The sequence below is a fragment of the Vibrio methylphosphonaticus genome (assembly GCF_023634655.1).
Classification (GTDB): Bacteria; Pseudomonadota; Gammaproteobacteria; order Enterobacterales; family Vibrionaceae; genus Vibrio; species Vibrio methylphosphonaticus.
Map to the genome: position 1 here is coordinate 1 of NZ_JAMKMS010000027.1, position 18911 is coordinate 18911.

General features: G+C 44.8%; 16 protein-coding genes and 1 pseudogene. 1 reads left to right on the plus strand and 16 read right to left on the minus strand.

What is annotated here, in order from left to right:
- Positions 1-186: 186 nt before the first annotated feature.
- The 7 genes from M9196_RS21350 to phhA all read right to left on the minus strand — a co-directional run bounded on the left by M9196_RS21350 (position 187) and on the right by phhA (position 5744).
- Positions 187-1083, minus strand: coding sequence for a YeeE/YedE thiosulfate transporter family protein (locus M9196_RS21350; protein WP_250619523.1), 897 nt, complete (start codon positions 1081-1083; stop codon positions 187-189).
- Positions 1084-1223: 140 nt separating this feature from the next.
- A complete protein-coding gene (locus tag M9196_RS21355; RefSeq protein WP_250619524.1) occupies positions 1224-2351 on the minus strand; it encodes an HNH endonuclease in 1128 nt (375 codons plus the stop codon).
- Positions 2352-2373: 22 nt separating this feature from the next.
- Positions 2374-2967 carry a class I SAM-dependent methyltransferase gene (locus M9196_RS21360; protein WP_250619525.1) on the minus strand — a complete coding sequence of 198 codons (594 nt, stop codon included), beginning with the start codon at positions 2965-2967 and terminating at the stop codon, positions 2374-2376.
- A 220-nt stretch (positions 2968-3187) separates the two neighbouring features.
- Positions 3188-3619 carry a hypothetical protein gene (locus M9196_RS21365; protein WP_250619526.1) on the minus strand — a complete coding sequence of 144 codons (432 nt, stop codon included), beginning with the start codon at positions 3617-3619 and terminating at the stop codon, positions 3188-3190.
- A complete protein-coding gene (locus tag M9196_RS21370) occupies positions 3616-3861 on the minus strand; it encodes a hypothetical protein (protein ID WP_250619527.1) in 246 nt (81 codons plus the stop codon). Before M9196_RS21370 ends, M9196_RS21365 begins: the two co-directional genes overlap by 4 nt.
- 760 nt (positions 3862-4621) lie before the next feature.
- Positions 4622-4960 (minus strand): 4a-hydroxytetrahydrobiopterin dehydratase, encoded by a 339-nt coding sequence (locus M9196_RS21375; protein WP_250619528.1) that lies wholly within the window; start codon positions 4958-4960, stop codon positions 4622-4624.
- Positions 4950-5744 (minus strand): phenylalanine 4-monooxygenase, encoded by a 795-nt coding sequence (gene phhA / locus M9196_RS21380; RefSeq protein ID WP_250619529.1) that lies wholly within the window; start codon positions 5742-5744, stop codon positions 4950-4952. The genes M9196_RS21375 and phhA overlap by 11 nt, the downstream gene beginning before the upstream one ends.
- 199 nt (positions 5745-5943) lie before the next feature.
- Here phhA and M9196_RS21385 point away from each other — a divergent pair, with 199 nt between their 5' ends.
- Entirely contained in the window at positions 5944-8007 is a 2064-nt protein-coding gene (locus M9196_RS21385) for an acetoacetate--CoA ligase (RefSeq protein WP_250619530.1), read from the plus strand.
- A gap of 354 nt (positions 8008-8361) precedes the next feature.
- On the opposite strand, the gene M9196_RS21390 is transcribed toward M9196_RS21385, so the two are convergent.
- The 9 genes and pseudogenes from M9196_RS21390 to M9196_RS21425 all read right to left on the minus strand — a co-directional run bounded on the left by M9196_RS21390 (position 8362) and on the right by M9196_RS21425 (position 18863).
- Positions 8362-8847 carry a DUF3299 domain-containing protein gene (locus M9196_RS21390; protein WP_250619531.1) on the minus strand — a complete coding sequence of 162 codons (486 nt, stop codon included), beginning with the start codon at positions 8845-8847 and terminating at the stop codon, positions 8362-8364.
- Between the two features lie 143 nt (positions 8848-8990).
- Positions 8991-9674: an alkaline phosphatase gene (locus M9196_RS23650; protein ID WP_319946376.1), complete on the minus strand. Its 684-nt coding sequence runs from the start codon at positions 9672-9674 to the stop codon at positions 8991-8993.
- Between the two features lie 18 nt (positions 9675-9692).
- Positions 9693-11237 (minus strand): annotated as a pseudogene (locus M9196_RS21395) (alkaline phosphatase); the annotation flags it as partial.
- Between the two features lie 390 nt (positions 11238-11627).
- Positions 11628-12302, minus strand: coding sequence for a maleylacetoacetate isomerase (gene maiA / locus M9196_RS21400; protein ID WP_250619533.1), 675 nt, complete (start codon positions 12300-12302; stop codon positions 11628-11630).
- 71 nt (positions 12303-12373) lie between these two features.
- The gene (locus M9196_RS21405; RefSeq protein ID WP_250619534.1) at positions 12374-13411 is read right to left on the minus strand and encodes a fumarylacetoacetate hydrolase family protein; all 1038 of its coding nucleotides are present in this window, start codon (positions 13409-13411) and stop codon (positions 12374-12376) included.
- A 9-nt stretch (positions 13412-13420) separates the two neighbouring features.
- The gene (locus M9196_RS21410) at positions 13421-14581 is read right to left on the minus strand and encodes a homogentisate 1,2-dioxygenase (RefSeq protein ID WP_250619535.1); all 1161 of its coding nucleotides are present in this window, start codon (positions 14579-14581) and stop codon (positions 13421-13423) included.
- Positions 14574-15647: a 4-hydroxyphenylpyruvate dioxygenase gene (hppD, locus tag M9196_RS21415; protein WP_250619536.1), complete on the minus strand. Its 1074-nt coding sequence runs from the start codon at positions 15645-15647 to the stop codon at positions 14574-14576. The genes M9196_RS21410 and hppD overlap by 8 nt, the downstream gene beginning before the upstream one ends.
- A gap of 692 nt (positions 15648-16339) precedes the next feature.
- The gene (locus M9196_RS21420; protein ID WP_250619537.1) at positions 16340-17146 is read right to left on the minus strand and encodes an endonuclease/exonuclease/phosphatase family protein; all 807 of its coding nucleotides are present in this window, start codon (positions 17144-17146) and stop codon (positions 16340-16342) included.
- Positions 17147-17234: 88 nt separating this feature from the next.
- Positions 17235-18863 (minus strand): PTS transporter subunit IIBC, encoded by a 1629-nt coding sequence (locus tag M9196_RS21425; RefSeq protein ID WP_250619538.1) that lies wholly within the window; start codon positions 18861-18863, stop codon positions 17235-17237.
- Positions 18864-18911 lie beyond the last annotated feature (48 nt).

Here is an 18911-nt window from a genome sequence, read left to right on the forward strand (position 1 = left end):
TAAGCCCGCTGCAAAAAAAGCACCATCTAAGCGTAAAGTAGCAAAAACGCCTAGCTATGCGAAAGCAGCAAAATCTGTGAAAGTTAAAGCAGCTAAATAAGTGACTTAGTCACGTATTCTGATGCGAGTAATCAAAAAGCGCCCATTGGGCGCTTTTTTGCGTTAAGTACCCCGTAAATTGAGCCGCTATCGGTTCGTTTGAAGTTTCAAACCCATAAATATGCCCATCACAATACACAAGGTCGCCACCAGCCCAGCAAGCGATAACGCCGGCAATGCCACTAAGAGCTGCGAATCGTTTCCGCCACTGGCCATTACCGCGCCGACTCCCATTAAGGTGCCCGCCAGAAAATGCTTAAACAAGCGAGTAAGAGACGCCAATTCAACGTTAAAGGATTTCGTCACGAGCGCCGCGACAACCATGCCTAACACAAGACAAAAGAATAAATAGAATCTCTCGGCTCTGGGCCAAGTATCGTCATGGCCATTCCAGACCGACAGGCCCATCGATTTCAGTAAGCCGCTTGGCGTCCAATGTGGCTCATAGATAAACACCAAACCCGCCATCAAACCAATTCCGAGCATAGATAACCATAGTGTGCGCCCTTGGGTATCACTTTTAAACGCAACAACTAGCAGCAAAACGGAAAGGCTCATTAATATCGCCATGTGCAGCATGGGTGGAATCACATAGCCTTTTCCAAGGTCATCACTAAGCCACTCGGCAAATAACAGCCATGACACCAACCACCCCAACATGGTGGCCGCCATCATCACCTGCCCTCGGGCAAAGCGACTCATTGTTGATACGCCACATCCTCCGTTAAAAGCTGCACCTAAACCAAAAATAAGCCCTCCAACCGCAGACAACAGCGTAGGATAATAACTGGCTAACCGAACGGGCTGCCCAAGTAAGTACGCCGCACCTATTGCCAACCAAACAAAAGCCCCACTCAGTAGGATTGAAATTAAAAATATTGGCTTACCGTTTGTGGCTTCTTTAACGCCTCGCACCATGCAAAGCCCTGTGGTTTGGGCAAGAAAGCCAATGATTGCGATGAACAGAAGTGAGAGAAGCAGCATGGTTGCGCCTTTTAAGGTATTGAAAATACAATATCAATAACTATAGTCAAAGCGCTAAGAGCCAAGATTAATTCGGAAAAGGATGGCCAGAGTCGCATTTAAAATGCCGACTCTGAAAGGGAAAAATACTCTGTATCGAATTAGAAGCCTTTAAACAACATACCACGATGATGTTCCAGGTAAGGCTTGTGCTGGTTAACAATCGGAAATGACATACACTCATGAAGACCAATAACTTCAGGTCTTTCAAGATACTTAGAGATCATTACCTTGCCTTGATTATCAAACGAGATAAAACCTAGGTCGAACGCCTTATCCAAGTTCGCAAGTAACAGTAATCCATTGTATTTATCCAAACGTTCCTCATTATTGGAATCTCGCCAAGGTTTAATATGCGACGCAAGAAGAAGCTGGGTATTCTTATACCCTGTTAACGCACAACCGCCCCACATCTGGATCAACTGCGACCTAAAGTAGCCTTGCCCCACTCTTGTATTTACAAGTATAGTTTTTTCAGTTTCAGTTAACTTCTTATCTGACATCACCTGCCTTATATCCGCATTAACATCGACCTGTGCTAAGTCAGACAAAAAGTTATTGTAATGAACCAGCGCAGCGCTATACATGCCCTTACCTTTACTATTGCGTTGCTTAAAGGTTTCAAGCATTCGAGCTCTCTCTTCCAATCGCACGAACTCTCTATAAGATTTAACCTCAGTTAAAGGCTCACAAATCTCATTTGCATCCATTAGCCAGTTTGAAATTGAGCCACGAACCGCCCCCAGATAATTACTCGCTGTTTTCTCCGATTTTCCGAGGTCCAATAACCATTGATAGTAAAGCGACGCTATGTCGGATAAGTTACTAACCAAAGCATCTTTTATCTCGTTTGACACGATGTGACTTTTCATAAAATCGAAAAGCTCATCATCTAGATAAACATAAGATACCGCTTTTGAAGAATAACGCTTAGTGCCTTGCTCCGTAGCACCCTCACTATATTTGAGGTGCCAAAACCCTTCACTTCTAAGGTGAAAATATGGGTTCTCAGGAGTATTTTTATCGTTACCTTGTGCAAGGGTCTTAAAATGGTGAGTAAATTGATCTTTTAGCGCTTGGTTAAACTGAATTTTATTTGTCGCAATACTACCCACATGAATAAGGTCTATTACCGCCAGTAGCATACACACCTTATGAGGGCTCTTTCTGCCACCAGTACTATTCATGTTGAGGTTTCTGAACTTTTCTAGGTACAGTTCAAGCGCCATACTTTCTCTCGCTCTTAATACATTATTTATTCAGCATGACAACCGTTTGCCAACTTACTTCTTGCCGGCATTGCATGTCGTCACCATCAAACACGTCAATCACAGCCAAGTTGGAGTTACTCGCGAGTTCTTTTAACTCGGTCACCGATACAGGACAAGATTCTCGGCGATCCCTAAAAGGGCCATGGCGTAAAGAAATGACAATTATTCCATCACTTTTCATAAGGCTTACCAGTGCCTGAAATGCACTTTTCCTCAAATTAATAGGAATATGCATCCACACTGCAGACAATAAAATGGCATCAAACTTCTGGCCCTGCTTCGAAATGCGATCAAGATTTGGCAACTTATCATCGAACCAATGGACATCATTGCCAGTGAGCGTCTCGCCTATTTCACGCAACTTATTACAAGGTTCACAAGCTATAACCTGACATCCTCGCGTCGTCAGCCACAGAGAGTCTCTTCCAGAACCAGCGCCGATATCGAGTACATCATTGCCAGAACTTGGCCAATACTCTTTCCATACATTATGTACCTTTGTTGATAGCAAGGCGTTATATTGCTCTGCAAGGCTCTCTGCATTTTCTTCGTAGAAAGAGGACGTTATAGACATTTTCAAAACCTATGACTGAATTAAGGTCATAGTATAAGGCTTGGTTGCATAATGCTAGAAAGTGCCATATAAGTATGAGGTGTTTTGATATGAGTCACGATTTTGCGTAGTTATATGTTGGGTAGCTAGCGCTGTGTTCATTAAGCGGTTCACATTGATCTTTCGTCCATCATATTGGGATGCTAGTTGCTCAACTATACTCAAACGGCATTATCCCCCACTACCGAAGCCATTCCCTAAACTCCTCAACATTCGCAAAACTACTCACACTCTGCCCATTCATGCTGAGCAGTACCAATCTATTGGCGGTGTTGACCTCTAGGAAATAACTCAAGTCATCAACTGTGGCGCCGTATACCGCGAAGCGAAATTGAAAATGCTCTGGAAACACCTTCTTTACTGAGTATGCAAAATTATCGGGCTCATGTTGGGTCACTACATCAATGCATGCCTCAAGTAGGGTTTGCCTAGGGCAAGTTAGCGGAGGCGTCGAATACTGGGTTTGAATCGCGCTGGAAGAGGTTTGCTTTAATGACTCGTTTAGGGCACTTTCCAGCACGGCTATGTGCTTATTTTTCTGGTGCGCTATGTACCCAAATAGCATACATAGGATCGCGATGGTGCCTAAGAGTAATGTTTCTAGTTCACTCACAGTGGCGAAATCTCACTAAACCACTCATCCACATTCCAATTATTGGTGTTTTGGCTGGTGCGTATGGACACGCTCTGCCCTACTAGATTTTGTGCTTTTTCATACACAGCGTCGGCGCTGTCTTTATAGCGTTTCACGCTCATCTTACGCACGTTCCCTGCACTATTTTCAATAAACACCATTGAGTCTGTTTTCTCTACGCGAGTTAACACACCAAATGCATTCCACTTAAAATTATTCACTGACAACCCCTTAATACTTTAGTAAATCTTACTGCGGGGGGGGATTTAACTATACTGGGGTCGATACCGCAAATGTCGAGATGCTACCGATAGTAACGGTATGTTAATAAGACGATTTTTATTGTCAGCACTAAAAGCGTCATCACATCCTCCAATAAAGAAACGACTCAGGAATCAACCTGAGGGCGGCGTTCTAGCTACTGCGAAAATACCATGCATGACCCATGCGATCACTCAATGGGAGCTAATTGGATTATTACTTTTGAGTGTTGAAGAATGCTAGGACAACTTCACGGAATCAACACAAACAAAGGAAAGCAAGATGATGACATTTACACTAGTCGTTAGTTTTAGCGCTATGTATCTGAGTATTGCGAACGATCACGGCCTATTCCCATATATATAAAATCAGTCACTATCCACTGTCATACAACAGATATTTTCTAGTTAAACTCTGCTGATGTATTACACGTGATTAATAACTTAGCCATCGGAAGCGGCTCTTATCTCAAAGGACTGAGTATTTTCAAAAAGTAACCTTGGCAGTACAACTCGGCATGACATCCACATTCGTTTATGTTCCTAAGTGCCACCGCAGTTGACTAAGCGGCAAAATTGCATCACCTCCGTAATATGCCACCAAAATATATCTCCATAATATTCCACTCCAATACACATTGACTCAAAATGAAATGAGGCGGATCGACGTCCATTAAAATACACCGCCAATCCTTTCTCTCGTTCCTTTTAAAACTAAAAATCATTCACCTAGCGCAAAAACATCACAGCGTGACGCGCAGATGAAGTCATTTTTATGCAGGCCTTTAATCGAATGGCTCCACCAAGTCACGGTGACTTTCCCCCACTCCAATAAGATAGAAGGGTGATGAAACTCATCTTCCGCTAACTCTGCCACTTTATTGCTAAATGCCCACGCGAGTTTGAAGTTCTTAAACTTGTACACCTTTTCAAGCTGCGCGATACCGTCTCTTTCCATGATCTGCCAACCAGACAACTCCAGTAATAACGCTTGTTGCTCATCTCTATTTAGCGCAATCGCATCGATACTACAGGCTTCGCATTTTTGTTCATTCAACATGTACTGATTCCTTGGGTTCAAAAAGTGGTGGCAGCAATCCCGCTTCTATCGCAAGATCGGCCTGCTGTAACAGATTTATTTGACTGATTTTAAATAACTCAGATAGCTCATCAATCACATAGTATTTAGGCTGCATAATATCGATGCGGTAAGGCGTTCTTAGCACGGTTTGTATATCAAACTCATCACGAATCGCCACATGCCCTTCCAGCGCATAAATAGTTTCCGCCGGAGACGAGAGAATGCCACCGCCGTAGATTTTCAGACTCTGACCTTCTTTGACTAAGCCAAACTCGACCGTGAACCAATACAAACGGGCAAGATACGCGCGTTGCTTGGGGGTAGCCGCCTGCCCTATTTTTCCATAGTACTCCGTAAAAGCGGCGAAATCGGTATTGGTCAACATGGCACAATGACCAAAAATCTCATGGAAGAAATCCGGCTCTTGTAAATAATCGAACTCATCTCGGGTTCTCAGAAAAGTCGCCACTGGAAATCGTTTATTGGCGAGCAAATCAAAGAAACGATCAAAATCGATCAGTGCCGGAACCGGCTGTACCTGCCAACCGGTTGTTTCCTCTAACACTTTGTTTATCTCTGCAAGCTGAGGAACCCGATCGAATGGGAGATCAAGCAACGTCAAACCGTGCAAATACGCCTCACAAGCACGATCATTGATTACGTTCAGCTGCCTTTTCACCAAGTCGTGCCAAATGGCATCTTCTTCAAGGCTCCACTCAACCCATCCCTCTTGGCTCACGGGCTTAGAATGATATTGAGTCATTATAGACCTCCTAACGAATGTCTCCCTTTAAGCCTATCTCCACTCTTTATAAGCGCCAATTTACGCCACTTTTCGAAACCACCTCTCGTGTAACATTTTATTTACACACCCCTGCCAGATGCTTCTTTTGCTGATCTTTTGACTTTGCAAACCCTAAATACCAGACTGAAAACGTTAACTATTTGTTAAAGGCAGACGAATGCACGACAGCAATCAACCCATTTGGCGACCAAGCGAGCAACGTATCACGCAAGCGAACGTAACCCGATTTATCCACTCCCTTCCTTTGTCAGGGTTCAAACCACAAAGCGTAAGACTAGCGCCCGAGCAACAAGGCTACGCCGAGCTCCATCAATGGTCTGTGGAACAGCCCGAACTGTTTTGGCAAAGCGTATGGCAGTTTTGTGGAATGGTTGGTTGGCAAGGAAAGCAAGTATTACAACAAGGCGAGAGTCGCTGGCAGCGGCCAAAGTCGAATCGAGACGCGCTTTGGTTCCCAGAAGCGAAAGTTAACTACGCAGAAAACTTACTGCATCCTGCGAATACGTGGCCAGACGACCTTGCTATTTGGTTTGAAAATGAGCGAGGCGAACAACAACGGTACACGTGGAAAAAACTGTCTGAAGAAGTCTCTAGCGTTCAACAATGGCTCATTAACTGTGGCGTCCAACAAGGCGATGTGGTCGCCGCTTATACTCCCTACCTGCCGCAAACGGTGATCGCAATGCTCGCCGCCACCAGCTTGGGTGCGATTTGGACATCAACGTCGCCTGACTTTGGCGTAGAGAGCGTCATTGAGAGGTTTGGTCAAGTGAAACCCAAGGTGCTGTTCATCTGTGACGGCTACACCTTTAATGGCAAAACGTTCGATATGACGGACAAAAACCACGACATCCTTGAACACTTAGACACGCTAAATGACGTATGTCTGATCGGCTACTTAAAACCAAACGATCAAGGGAAGCCAAGCGGCGTCGCACCAGAAGGTGCTGCGACAAAAGGTATCGCACCAAAATGTGCTGCGACAAGTGTGTCGACCCATAGTTGGCTAAGCATCATGACTCACTATCAACCTCAGCCATTGAATTTTACGCGTGTCCGCTTCAATGACCCACTGTTTGTTCTCTATTCTTCCGGCACTACAGGCAAACCGAAATGTATTGTTCACTCGGTGGGCGGCACCATCATTAACCACCTCAAAGAGCACCAACTTCATTGCGATGTTAAGCCAAAAGATCGGGTATTCTACTACACCACTTGTGGATGGATGATGTGGAACTGGCACGTTTCTGCGCTCGCCAGCGGTGCTTGTTTGGTGATCTTTGATGGTAGTCCGGTTTATCCTCAGACTAGCGTTTTGTGGGATTTAGCGCAGCGTGCTGAGGTATCGACATTTGGGACTTCAGCCAAATATTTAGAAGCGATTGAGAAAGCAAAGCTCTCTCCCATCGCCCGTTACTCGCTTTCTCAATTAAGAACCCTCTGCTCAACAGGTTCGGTACTGTACCCAGAGCAGTTCGATTACGTCTACAACCACATCAAACAAGACCTGCATCTCGCGTCTATTTCTGGTGGTACCGATATTTGTGGCTGCTTTGTACTAGGTAACCCCATCTCCCCCGTATATCGCGGAGAATGCCAACAAGCAGGGCTTGGCGTCGACATCAAAGTATTCAATCCATCTGGCCAAAAGGTCAATCGCGGACGTGGCGAGCTGGTGTGCACCCATTCTCTTCCCAATTTCCCTACTGGCTTTTGGAATGACACTGGCGAGCGCTATCACAACACCTACTGGGACAAGTTTGACAACGTGTGGCACCACGGTGACGAAGTGGAACAAAGCATACATGGTGGGTATTTGTTCTATGGACGAGGCGATACCACACTCAACCCTGGTGGGGTAAGAATTGGCACCGCTGAGATTTATCAGCAAGTGAACACCATTGAAGGCATTATCGATTCAATCGCCGTTGGTAAAAACATCGACCGCAATGAACAAATATGGCTGTTTGTTCAATTACAGAAAGACATGACGTTGAGTAACGAGTTGCAGGCGATCATCAAGAGTAAACTCAAGTCCTCTTGTTCACCGAGGCATGTTCCCAACCAGATATTTGCCATCAGTGAGGTGCCAAAAACGCGTTCAGGCAAACTGGTAGAATTGGCGGTGAAACAGGTGGTCAATGGTAAGAGTGTAGAAAACCTCGGCGCGATTGCTAACGCCGAGGTTTTGGAAGAGATTAAGCGTGTTGTGCTTAAGTAAAATAGCTAGGACGCGTCTGTCACTATTTGGTTCAAGGTTTTATTCGTTCTAACCGATTGTCCCAAATTCACTCGGCTTCATTCGGGGCGACAATTCGCAAATTCGCCGATTTCAACTGACTGAATAGCTTTCCGTCCATTCGGGTTATAAAGGTTTGCTCGTCATCCACCAAGCCACCATGATAAACACCTGAGTACGGCCCTCACAAGGCAAGCAATCTGACTTACTTTCCTTACTAATAGGCGATAAATGTATACCGGTTCTTGGCAGTCCAATTCACGGCACTCCGTATCTAAAACGGTTATCGTGGACTAAACACAAATCCACTAGATTCTTAGCCTAATGGATTTATATTTATAATGTTTTCAATAGTTCAACACCTCCACTTGGGACAAGCTGGTAGCCACTGCTGATCTCTTGTTGCTGCTGAGCTGTTATTTTAAGGGTACCGCCGATCACGATCGGCTCCCACGGGTCTATGTAGTCAATCGTCTGTTCGACATACACAATTTGGTTAGGCGGCGGCGGGGGAACGTGCAAGCAAGCGCCAAAGAAAGGCACCAACAGAAATGACTCAATCTTGTTCCCGTTGATTTCTAAAGGTACAACAAAACCCGCAATACGTTGCTCAGTATTGTTTAACGCAGTAATTGTTTTACCGACGAGACTTTGTGGTGCCCGTACATCTAACGATTCTTCGTGGTTTATAGTTACTGGCGTTGACGAGTGGCGCTCTTCAATTGGAACCATATCAAGCCAAGACAAAATCTCTTGCTCGGCGTGTATAATGTGACTAAACATTAGGCTTAGCACGACAAAGGAGTTATTCATTATTTTCATAAAAAAGGCCCCATATTTCAGGGGGCACCTCAAAAGCGTAGTGAAACGAATTTTTCGCAAACACAGTCAATATCGCTTGGTACGCCGATACTGACTGTGTAAGTTCTAATCTTTATATAAACAAGCTATTCACTGCCACGTGATTAATTGGAAGAGAAAGCACCACGCATAATGCTGTGTACGGAAGTGTTATCAACCGAGCGACCATGAACAACTTCACTGTTTACACCCCATGCCATCATTGGAACTGGTACATTAGTGTGGTTACCCCACAGCCAACTTACTTCTGGTACTTCGCCAGCGCCATTAGTTTTAAGCAGTTCTAGCCCGCCCGTTTCGTGATCAGCCGTGACAATCACCATTGTATCGTCGCGAGTCTCTGCCCAGTCAATAGCACTTTTTACTGATTCATCGAACTTAATCGTCTCATGTATCATGCGCTCTTCATCATTAATGTGACCAGCAAAATCGATTTGTGAGCCTTCAACCATTAAGAAGAAGCCATTTGGGTTTCGCGATAGGATATCAATTGCGACTTTCGTCATTTCTTCGACATGCGGAATATCAAGGCTTTCGTAGCTCCAGCCTTGCTGCGCTTGATACTCGGTTGGTAATACGTAAGGAATTTCATTTTCACCAAAAATAGCAGCAAATTTGATTGAAGCATTAGGGTCTTGCTCTGGAAGTGCTTCTACTGCTGTTAGCATTTCAGTGTTATTTTTTACTACGGTGTAGCCATTGTCTAAAGCCGCTCGGCTAATAACGTCAACATCCTTGACCTGTTTGCTACCACAAATCGCAAGATTTGGCTGGACATCACCAAACATGCTGTCAGAAAGTTGCTCGAAATCGTTACGATTTGGGCCATGGGCGACGAAAGCCGCTGGCGTTGCATGCACACAATGAGAAGTCGCCACGACACCAACAGATTTACCCATTTTTTGCGCGGTTTCGAGTATAGTTTCTAAGTCTGAACCATCACCTGGACGTGCTTGTGCAATTGTACCAGAGACCACTTTCACGCCAGTAGACATTGCTGTCGCAGCTGCCGCTGAGTCGGTATAATATTGCATACCAAGCCCAGCTAGTTTTTCATAACCGAGCGTATCAGCACTAGCAGTATGAATTTGGCCGACGTGAGACGCTGAATCCATAAACAGTGCTTGACCATTGAACGCGCGAGTTACATCAAGCTGTGCGTAACCCATGCCATCGCCAATCATTAGAATCACGTTGTTTGTTGGCGCCATTTCAACTACATCAACATCGTGCTGATCGACTGATTCAGAATCAAGTCCTTTATTGGTGGTCAGTGTGACTTGATAACGGCCTTGTGAATCCGCCTTGGCGATTTGGCGAAACTGTTCATTGTCGTGTCTTGTGTCATCTTGTAGCTCAACACCGACAGAGCTTGAATCGGTTTCCCAGTCATAACTCACTGCATGCGTACTGCCGTCTGCGCCAAGGTTGATTGGCATATCAATAGCAGTAAGCTTATCGTAGCCTGAGTTAGCACGTACTTTCGAAATTGACACGGGCACGGCCAGTTGTCCATCACCCAACGTTGAGATACCAAAGACGTAAGTACCTGCTACTACAGAAGAGTGTATTACGCCGCCAGGGTAGGTGGTGAGTGCCGAAGTACCTTCTTTTAGATCGATGAGCTGATTTTTTAGTGCACCATAAACCAGTTCATTGCCGTCGATCTCTTGTACTAAATTGAATTGGATATCTTGGTCTTGGTCGAAAGACACCGTTACTTGATAGTTACCTGCACCAGCGTAATCAAACTGATAAGCATCAGGGGTATCCCAATTGTTAAAACTACCAGAAAGGTAGACAGGGCTAGTTAGTGCATCAACGTCAGAATCAGTGATATTTTCAATATATAGTGTTGGGTTGTTGATGCCTGAACTCGCGTCAAGGGAGAACTTGAAGGTTTGATCTTGGCCATCAACATCAATGTCCATGTTTTGGTTTGCAAACTCACCGTATTTGCGCTGAAGCTCATACAAGACGTCAGTGGTGACCAAGCTATCTTGTTCTTGGGATATCGCGAGGTCACGTTCTTCACTCCAGTCAGGGTCGGAAAGTTTAAAGGAATAGCTTCCAGACTCCATTTTAAACAGCGCTATATGCATACCATCGCCTTGATAATGGAACTGTGCTTCAGGTGGAGCCGACCAACTGTTCATCGAGCCTTTAATGTAAAGCCGACAATCTTTAGTTGGCGCTTCAGCAATTTCAGCATCAGTACATCCAAAAGGACCAGAATCGATGCTTTCTGCAATTTCTCTTTCAACGTATTCAGTGTTAGTTTCGTTACAACCGGCAAGTACCGCCAGTGTCATTGCTGACAACATGAGTGGACTTTTGTGAAAGGATTTCATTTTTCGCGTTTCCTAATTTATTTCGAGTGTGAAACAAATTAGTAGTGATATGTGAATGCGACGCTTCAGTTTTATTGCAAGTTCTTGAATCAAATATTAAAATATCAAAATACGCCTCAAGTTTTTCAACGTAGGCTGTTGACTGATTAATTAAACAGCTTCTTCTAAGCCTTAAAAATGACAAAAATCATACTTGATTTTATTTTTTGACGAGGGGTAGCCTGTAAGCCTCTCCTTCTCAATTTATCTATCTATTTATTTATCTATAATAATTTCCCTCTCGATTAGAGGTTTTGCATACTCCTAATTCGTCATAAGCTAAATTAGCAAGAACAGTAACGCATAATGTCCCAACAAGATTTTAGTGTCGTAATAGGTGAGTATTTATGTTTACATCGGTGCATTCGCATCCGCTTGATTCTCTGGCATCGCATCGACAAAGGCGGACAACCGGTTACACGCTTCAACTATCGAATTAATCAACGGGTAAGGCGACATATCAACGCTAAAACGCAGAGCATTGTAGACTTGTGGCACTAAGCAAATATCTACGATAGAAGGCGAATCTGTGAGGCTATACACCGAGTCTCCGTGTACTTTTCTGTGCTTTGCCAATTTTTCTTCTAGCGCCGTAAATCCTTGGCTCATCCAGTGATGAATCCAGCCTGTTTTCGCTTCATGATCACACAACAGTTCCCGCTCCAAATACTGCATGACACGTAGGTTATTTAGCGGGTGAATGTCGATGGCAATATCCTGAGCCATTGCCAACGCCTGATAGCGCAATGGGGTTTGGTCTGGGATCAATAAAATGTCTGGGTAGTTTTCATCGAGGTACTGCAAAATAGTCAACGATTGATTAAGCTGAACGTCACCATCCACCAGCACAGGCACTAATCCACTGGCGTTGATCTTACGATATTGTGGATCATGCTGCTCGCCGCCATTGCGTACCAAATGCACTGATTTGGACTCAAAGCTGAGCTGCTTAAGGTTCAGTCCAATACGTACCCGATAGGCCGCAGACGAGCGCCAATAGCCATAAAGTGTCATTCCCTCATTCATAGTACATTCTCGTTCATAAGTGCCCTCATCCATCATACAATCTCGCTTGAACTGCCTATCTATACTATGGATTATAACGTTCGATATTGGCTAACTTTTTGCTCAATCGCACCAAAAATGGAGTCACCCGCGGCATCAAACATCTCAAGCTTGATGGAATCGCCAAACGCCATAAATTGAGTCGACGGTTTACCATCTCGAATCGTCTCTATCATTCTTACTTCAGCAATGCATGAATAGCCCACCCCTCCCTCGGCAATTGAGGTGCCATGGTCAGTGCCTTGTTTATTCGATACCGTACCCGAACCTATGATTGCTCCCGCCGACAATGGGCGAGTCTTCGTAGCATGCACCACGAGATCGGCAAAGTTGAACGTCATATCGACGCCCGCATTCGGGCAGCCAAAAGGCTGGTCGTTGTACGTCGATATCAGCGGTAAATGTACCTTGTTACCCTTCCAGTGTTCACCAAGTTCATCAGGCGTCACCGCAACCGGAGAGAACGCTGAAGACGGCTTAGATTGAAAAAAGCCAAAGCCCTTAGCCAGCTCAGCCGGAATCAAGCCACGTAACGACACATCGTTCACCAACATCAATAAGCGAATCGACGCTTGTACCTGCATGGCATTCGCGCCCATTGGCACATCACCCGTGACTATCGCAACCTCGCCCTCGAAATCAATCCCCCATTCATCACTGGAAAACTCGATGTTGTCACAAGGGCCGATAAACGCATCAGAGCCGCCTTGATACATTAATGGATCAACCCAGAAGCTTTCTGGCATTTCCGCACCACGCGCTTTACGCACCAGTTCAACATGGTTTACATACGCGCTGCCGTCTGCCCATTGATAAGCGCGCGGCAGAGGCGATTCACAATGCTGAGGTGCAAATCCTTCACTACCCGTCACATGCCCTTTGTTTAACGAGGCGTATAACGCTTCTAACTGAGAAACCACACGGTCCCAGTTATCCAACGCCACCTGCATGGTGGGCGCAAGATGCATGGCATGGAAGATTTCTGTGGCCGCCACGCACTGTTTGAGATCTTTACTGACGACCATCAACAAGCCATCACGAGTGCCATTTTTCTTGGTTGCTAATTTCATCCTTGTCCCTTACTTCTTATCGTCAGCCGTTTCTTGCGAACCCGCGTCTTGCCAACTGTAGACATATTCTTTGTTCTCAACACTATCGAGTTCGTCAGAGAACTGCAGCGCATGACGAGTATCGATCATCACCGCCACTTCATCGGTGAACTTTTTCTTGTGCGCTTGCCCCGCCTGAAAGGCTTTTGGGTGAGGCCCATGCGTGAAGCCCGCCGGATGGAAGGTCACCATGCCCGCTTCAATGTTGTCGCGGCTAAAGAAATCACCAGCGTGATAGAACAGCACTTCATCGTAATCATCGTTGTTGTGGTAGAACGGCACTTTCAATGCACCGGGATCGCTCTCAATCGGGCGTGGCACAAAGGTGCACACGACAAAGCCTGCACCAACAAACGTGGTGTGCGCAGAGGGTGGCAGGTGATAGCGATGTGACATCAGGGGTCGGATATCGCGCCAATTCACTTTCACCACGGCTAAGTCGCCATGCCAGCCAATCGCGTCCAATGGATTGAACGGATAAGTAATGACACTGACTTTATCGTGGCGCTTCACCTGAACCTGAGTTTGAGTTTCTGAGTACTGAGCGCGGAATTGATCATTAATAGCAGGAATCTCAAGAACCGCAGGATCAAACACCGCGTGATTACCCACCATGCCTTTTTCTGGCAAGGAGTAAGCCGCGTCTGTGTTTTCAATCATCAAAATGAACATCGGCTCACTAGGCTCTAAGCGCCAGTTGGTCGAGCGCGGGATCATCACGTAATCCCCTTCACTCACTTCTAAATGACCATAATCACTGTAGAGATCGGCGCTGCCTTGGTGAATGAACAGCAGCTCATCACCGTCAGAGTTACGCACCAAGAAATCCATCTTATCATCCATGCGCCATACACGGATTTTGCAGTCCGCGTTGTGCAAAAGATGAGGCACCGCCCAAGGGGTTATCTGGCTGGCTTTTTCCACCAGCGTAAAATCAAAAGCGCGAGGACGCAAATCGCCCTCCCACTCCGACCAACCTGTTGGGGCGTGTTGGTGATGAAAGTGAGCGGCAGGTCCAAAGAAACCACTTCGGCCCGCTTCCCTTTCATAGATTGCCTCTTCGGGGAAGTCGGCATGCGCTTGTTTCGAGCACACCCCCTCCCGATGAGGAAACGAGATCCATTTATGCATCGTCTAATACTCCTCGACGAATCTGGTCCTCTTCAATCGATTCAAACAACGCCTTGAAGTTACCTTCGCCAAAGCCTTCGTTGCCTTTACGCTGAATGATTTCAAAGAACACAGGTCCAATTACCGTTTGCGTGAAAATTTGCAGAAGGATGCCGTCTTTAGTCGGCGCACCATCAATCAAAACACGCAGCTCGCGAAGCTTATTGGTGTCTTCCCCATGACCTTTTACACGTTGATCCACTTTCTCGTAATAGGTATCGGGGGTTGGCATAAAGTCCATGCCGCGATCACGCAGAGTTTTCACCGTTTTGTAAATGTCATCGGTGGCGAGCGCGATATGTTGGATGCCTTCGCCGTTGTATTCGCGAATGAACTCTTCAATTTGTGATTTGTCGTCGGAAGACTCATTGATTGGGATGCGTATCTTGCCACATGGTGAGGTCATGGCGCGGCTGACAAGGCCTGTGAGTTTGCCTTCAATGTCGAAGTAGCGAATCTCACGGAAGTTACCGATGCGCTCATAAAATCCAGACCACACGTCCATGTTGCCTTGCTTCACGTTATGCGTGAGGTGGTCGATTTCATACAAGCCAACATTGGCTTCGGCCATGCGCTCTTGTGCATCGTCATAGAATCGAAAATCGACGTCATAGATGCTCTGTTTGCCGTAGCGATCGACAAAATAAAGCAGGCTTTCACCGATGCCGTAAATGGCAGGAATACTCAGTTCCATTGGCCCTATTTCTGTTTTGTACTCTTCACCACCACCTTTAAAGGCTTGCTCCATTGCTGCCGTTGCTTCATTGACACGAAACGCCATACCACAAACCGATGGCCCATGTACCTTAGCGAACGCTTCCGCTTGGCTGTGTGGTTGCTCATTAACGATAAAGTTGATGTCACCTTGTCGATACAGCCAAGCCTCTTTTGAGCGGTGCTTGGCGATCTCAGCAAAACCAAGTGACACAAACAGCGCTTTAAGTTGCTCAATTCCCTTGTGGTCAACGGCCGTGTATTCAACAAACTCGAATCCATCCGTGCCAAGCGGGTTGTATGACTCCACCATGAACTTTCTCCTTGTACCTGTCGGTTTTTATTACGTGCTCTCTATAACGCGATTGAGCGCTGTGTGTTTTTTGTCCTTAATTGAATTTGGCCCACAAGCCGACAGATTGAAATGGAGGGAAGAAAATGGGTAATCTCGATGAAACCCCTTCAAATTGTAAAATAATTGTTACAGACTGATGATCAAAACAACTAAGTGAGGGTAAACAAGGGATTGAAAGCTGGTGTTTCTGATTTACAAACAAAGAATAATGTTAGTAATTTGTTACACTGACAGACTTACTCACTGAGGGAGGAATTAAGTGGTGTCACTCGATCTCTTTCTATGTGCATTCCCCGGTTCGTGTAAACTGTGGAGTACTGGGGTTCATGAAACTACTTCTTTTTGATAAGAAACCGAGTTAACCATGTCTGAGCTCAATTTATTCAAGTACTTTGAAACCTTTGAAGAGTTCGGGCGTGACAATTTGGATTGGTTGCGTAAGTTTGTAGCTTCCATTGCATTTTAATCTTATTACGCTTTATTAAAGGGATTAGTCCTACCAATCGCTGTACATAGGTTTTTCACTTCACTTTGTCATATTTCAAAGTATTGAGCCAGTTCGAACTCTATAAATTCGACACAAGAATAACTCCCTTAACTGACTCAACTTTCTCATTTCAAGATCACAAACAGCGATGAGTTAATAAAAATTAAGCAAGTTCTACTTCCACCAACGCCCCAAAGTGATCCGATACAACCGGATAGAAATCGCTATTAAATATCACTTGATGCTGCTTTACCGCCACCGATTGGTTACTAAGAACCAAATCAATCCTTAACGCCTGGCTATTTTGTTCCCAACCATCGATATTTTTAATTACGGTGATTCCTGCATCTTTTTTTTCTGCCATTTCATAACAATCAATTAGACCGCGCTGCAATAAATAATCATAACCTTCATTGCGTATTTGGCTTGGGTTGTTGAAATCGCCTAATAGAAAACTCAACCCTGTCGGTAATGTTGCCATGATTCGGTTGAACTGATCCTCAAATGGGCTCTCTGAGTCATTCCACCAGCCGCAATGACAATTATAAAAATCGAGTTCACCTTGTTGAGAAGCGACTTTAATACGCACTGATCGCCTATGTTTCCAAAAGCTCACATCATAGTTATCATTTAAGTCAATGACCTCATGTTCCAGAATGGGCAGTCGAGTCAAAAATGAGAGCCCCTCTTGATATACTTCATAACTTTGGTGAACGAAATCCCACGTAAGTTGGTAGTGATAACCATATTCTATGAGTTTTTGCTGTAATAAATAACCATAGTTATTAGCTAACACAGTGTGATTAGTTAATATATTGGCATCAACGACCGGGCTATCTTGATGTTGATTAACTTCTTGTAATGCAATCACATCGCACCCTTGTTCGATAATGGCTTGCGCTACTATATCCAACTTATCGAGCTGTTTGTCTTCTTGCCAACTGTGGGTATTTAGCGTCATTAACTTCATTTATTATTCGCTCATTTAATGTACTGAGATAAAACGCAGCTTTAAGGCTGCGTTTCTCGAGATTATTCGATCTAAGACAGAGAGCGAATTACACAGGTTGTGCTGAATATTTCTCTAATAACTTAGATTTAATTACATCAACCCCAGGGCCATAAATAACCTGTACTCCCTGTTCTTTAACCACAGCACCAAGTGCTCCGGTAGGCTTCCATAAAGCATATTCAGCAACCAATAACGGATCATTAACAGTAATACGCAGGCGCGTCATACAAGCATCGATCTCAGAAATATTGCCACGTCCCCCTAGATTCTGAATAATAATTTCAAGCTTCTCATCTTCAGACATGGTTTCTGCACTTTCATCTAGGTAGTTCCCCATACGTCCCGGTGTTGGTAATTTAAACTTCACAATTAGCAAACGGAATAATCCATAGTTAACAACAAAGAAAACAATAGAAACCAACGCGAAACGCACTAAATCACCACCGATGCCCGCTGAGACCATCATTGGTATACGAGTTAATAATTCAATCAAACCAAAGGCATGTACACGCAGGTCCATCACATCCACCAATGCAAATGCGATACCTGTTAACACGGCGTGTGCAACATACAAAACAGGAGCAATAAACATAAACATGAATTCAATAGGCTCAGTCACACCGGTTAATAACACGGCAAGACACGCTGATAAAAACATCGGTTTATATTGCTCTCGTTTATCACTATCAACACTGTGATACATCGCAAGCCCAATACCAATCAACGACGATGCTGCAATAATGACTTGACCCGCTTTAAAGCGTGCTGGATGTACCGTATCTAATAAATGCTGATAAGTTGCTGGATCGCTAAGTTTAAGATTATTCAAATCACTTATCCAAGCAAGCCATAGTGGATCTTGACCATGAACGCTTAAACCCGCGCTCGTTCCAGTCAAAAGCTCGTAAGAACCACCCAACTCGGTGTAATTCATTGGAATCGTTAAGGTGTGATGTAAACCAAATGGCAATAATAAACGCTCTAACGCACCATATAAGAAAGGAGCAGTGATAGGCGCAGTGTCTTTAGAGGTTGCAATCCATTGACCAAAATCATTCAGTGCACTTTGAATTAGTGGCCATACTACCGATAAACCAAATGCAATGATCACCGAATAGAAAATAACAACAAAAGGTACAAAACGCTTACCGTTAAAAAATGCCAATGCCTGAGGTAACCGAGAGAAATCATAATAACGGTTATATAAGTTGGCACCTAAATAGCCAGACATAATGCCAATAAAGACACCCATATTAAGTGCAGGAGCGCCCAAAATATTAGTGAAAAATTGAGAAACAGGCAGCTCAGAGCCAAATAGGCTCATCACAACCGCCTGGGGGTCACCCAGCATAGCGTTATCTACACCCAGTATCACCCCGGTAGTACGGTTAATTAAGATGAAGGCAATGAGCGCGGCAAACGCACCGCCAGCTCGCTCTTTTGCCCATGAGCCACCAATAGCGACAGCAAATAATAGGTGAAGGTTAACAATTATCCCCCAGCCTATGTTTTCCATAATAGTGCCTAATGTTTCAATGGCTCCGATACCACCCGCATACATCGCGACAACTTTACCTAGTGATATCATAATACCAGCGGCAGGCATCACCGCGATCACAACGATAAGGGACTTCCCAAATCGTTGCCAAAAATCAAACGACAGTAACTTACTCATAAATAATTCCTTTGTTGAAATACAGGCTAACGCTATCAACGGCCCTGC

Excerpts from the sequence above, each read along its gene's own strand:
- M9196_RS21375 (WP_250619528.1), bottom strand. The coding sequence starts at position 4,960 with ATGTTGAATGAACAAAAATGCGAAGCCTGTAGTATCGATGCGATTGCG.
- M9196_RS21355 (WP_250619524.1), bottom strand. The coding sequence starts at position 2,351 with ATGGCGCTTGAACTGTACCTAGAAAAGTTCAGAAACCTCAACATGAAT.
- M9196_RS21420 (WP_250619537.1), bottom strand. The coding sequence starts at position 17,146 with ATGAAGTTAATGACGCTAAATACCCACAGTTGGCAAGAAGACAAACAG.
- M9196_RS23650 (WP_319946376.1), bottom strand. The coding sequence starts at position 9,674 with ATGTTTGGTGATGTCCAGCCAAATCTTGCGATTTGTGGTAGCAAACAG.
- phhA (WP_250619529.1), bottom strand. The coding sequence starts at position 5,744 with ATGACTCAATATCATTCTAAGCCCGTGAGCCAAGAGGGATGGGTTGAG.
- M9196_RS21410 (WP_250619535.1), bottom strand. The coding sequence starts at position 14,581 with ATGCATAAATGGATCTCGTTTCCTCATCGGGAGGGGGTGTGCTCGAAA.
- M9196_RS21350 (WP_250619523.1), bottom strand. The coding sequence starts at position 1,083 with ATGCTGCTTCTCTCACTTCTGTTCATCGCAATCATTGGCTTTCTTGCC.
- M9196_RS21390 (WP_250619531.1), bottom strand. The coding sequence starts at position 8,847 with ATGAAAATAATGAATAACTCCTTTGTCGTGCTAAGCCTAATGTTTAGT.
- M9196_RS21360 (WP_250619525.1), bottom strand. The coding sequence starts at position 2,967 with ATGTCTATAACGTCCTCTTTCTACGAAGAAAATGCAGAGAGCCTTGCA.
- hppD (WP_250619536.1), bottom strand. The coding sequence starts at position 15,647 with ATGGTGGAGTCATACAACCCGCTTGGCACGGATGGATTCGAGTTTGTT.
- M9196_RS21385 (WP_250619530.1), top strand. The coding sequence starts at position 5,944 with ATGCACGACAGCAATCAACCCATTTGGCGACCAAGCGAGCAACGTATC.
- maiA (WP_250619533.1), bottom strand. The coding sequence starts at position 12,302 with ATGAATGAGGGAATGACACTTTATGGCTATTGGCGCTCGTCTGCGGCC.
- M9196_RS21425 (WP_250619538.1), bottom strand. The coding sequence starts at position 18,863 with ATGAGTAAGTTACTGTCGTTTGATTTTTGGCAACGATTTGGGAAGTCC.
- M9196_RS21405 (WP_250619534.1), bottom strand. The coding sequence starts at position 13,411 with ATGAAATTAGCAACCAAGAAAAATGGCACTCGTGATGGCTTGTTGATG.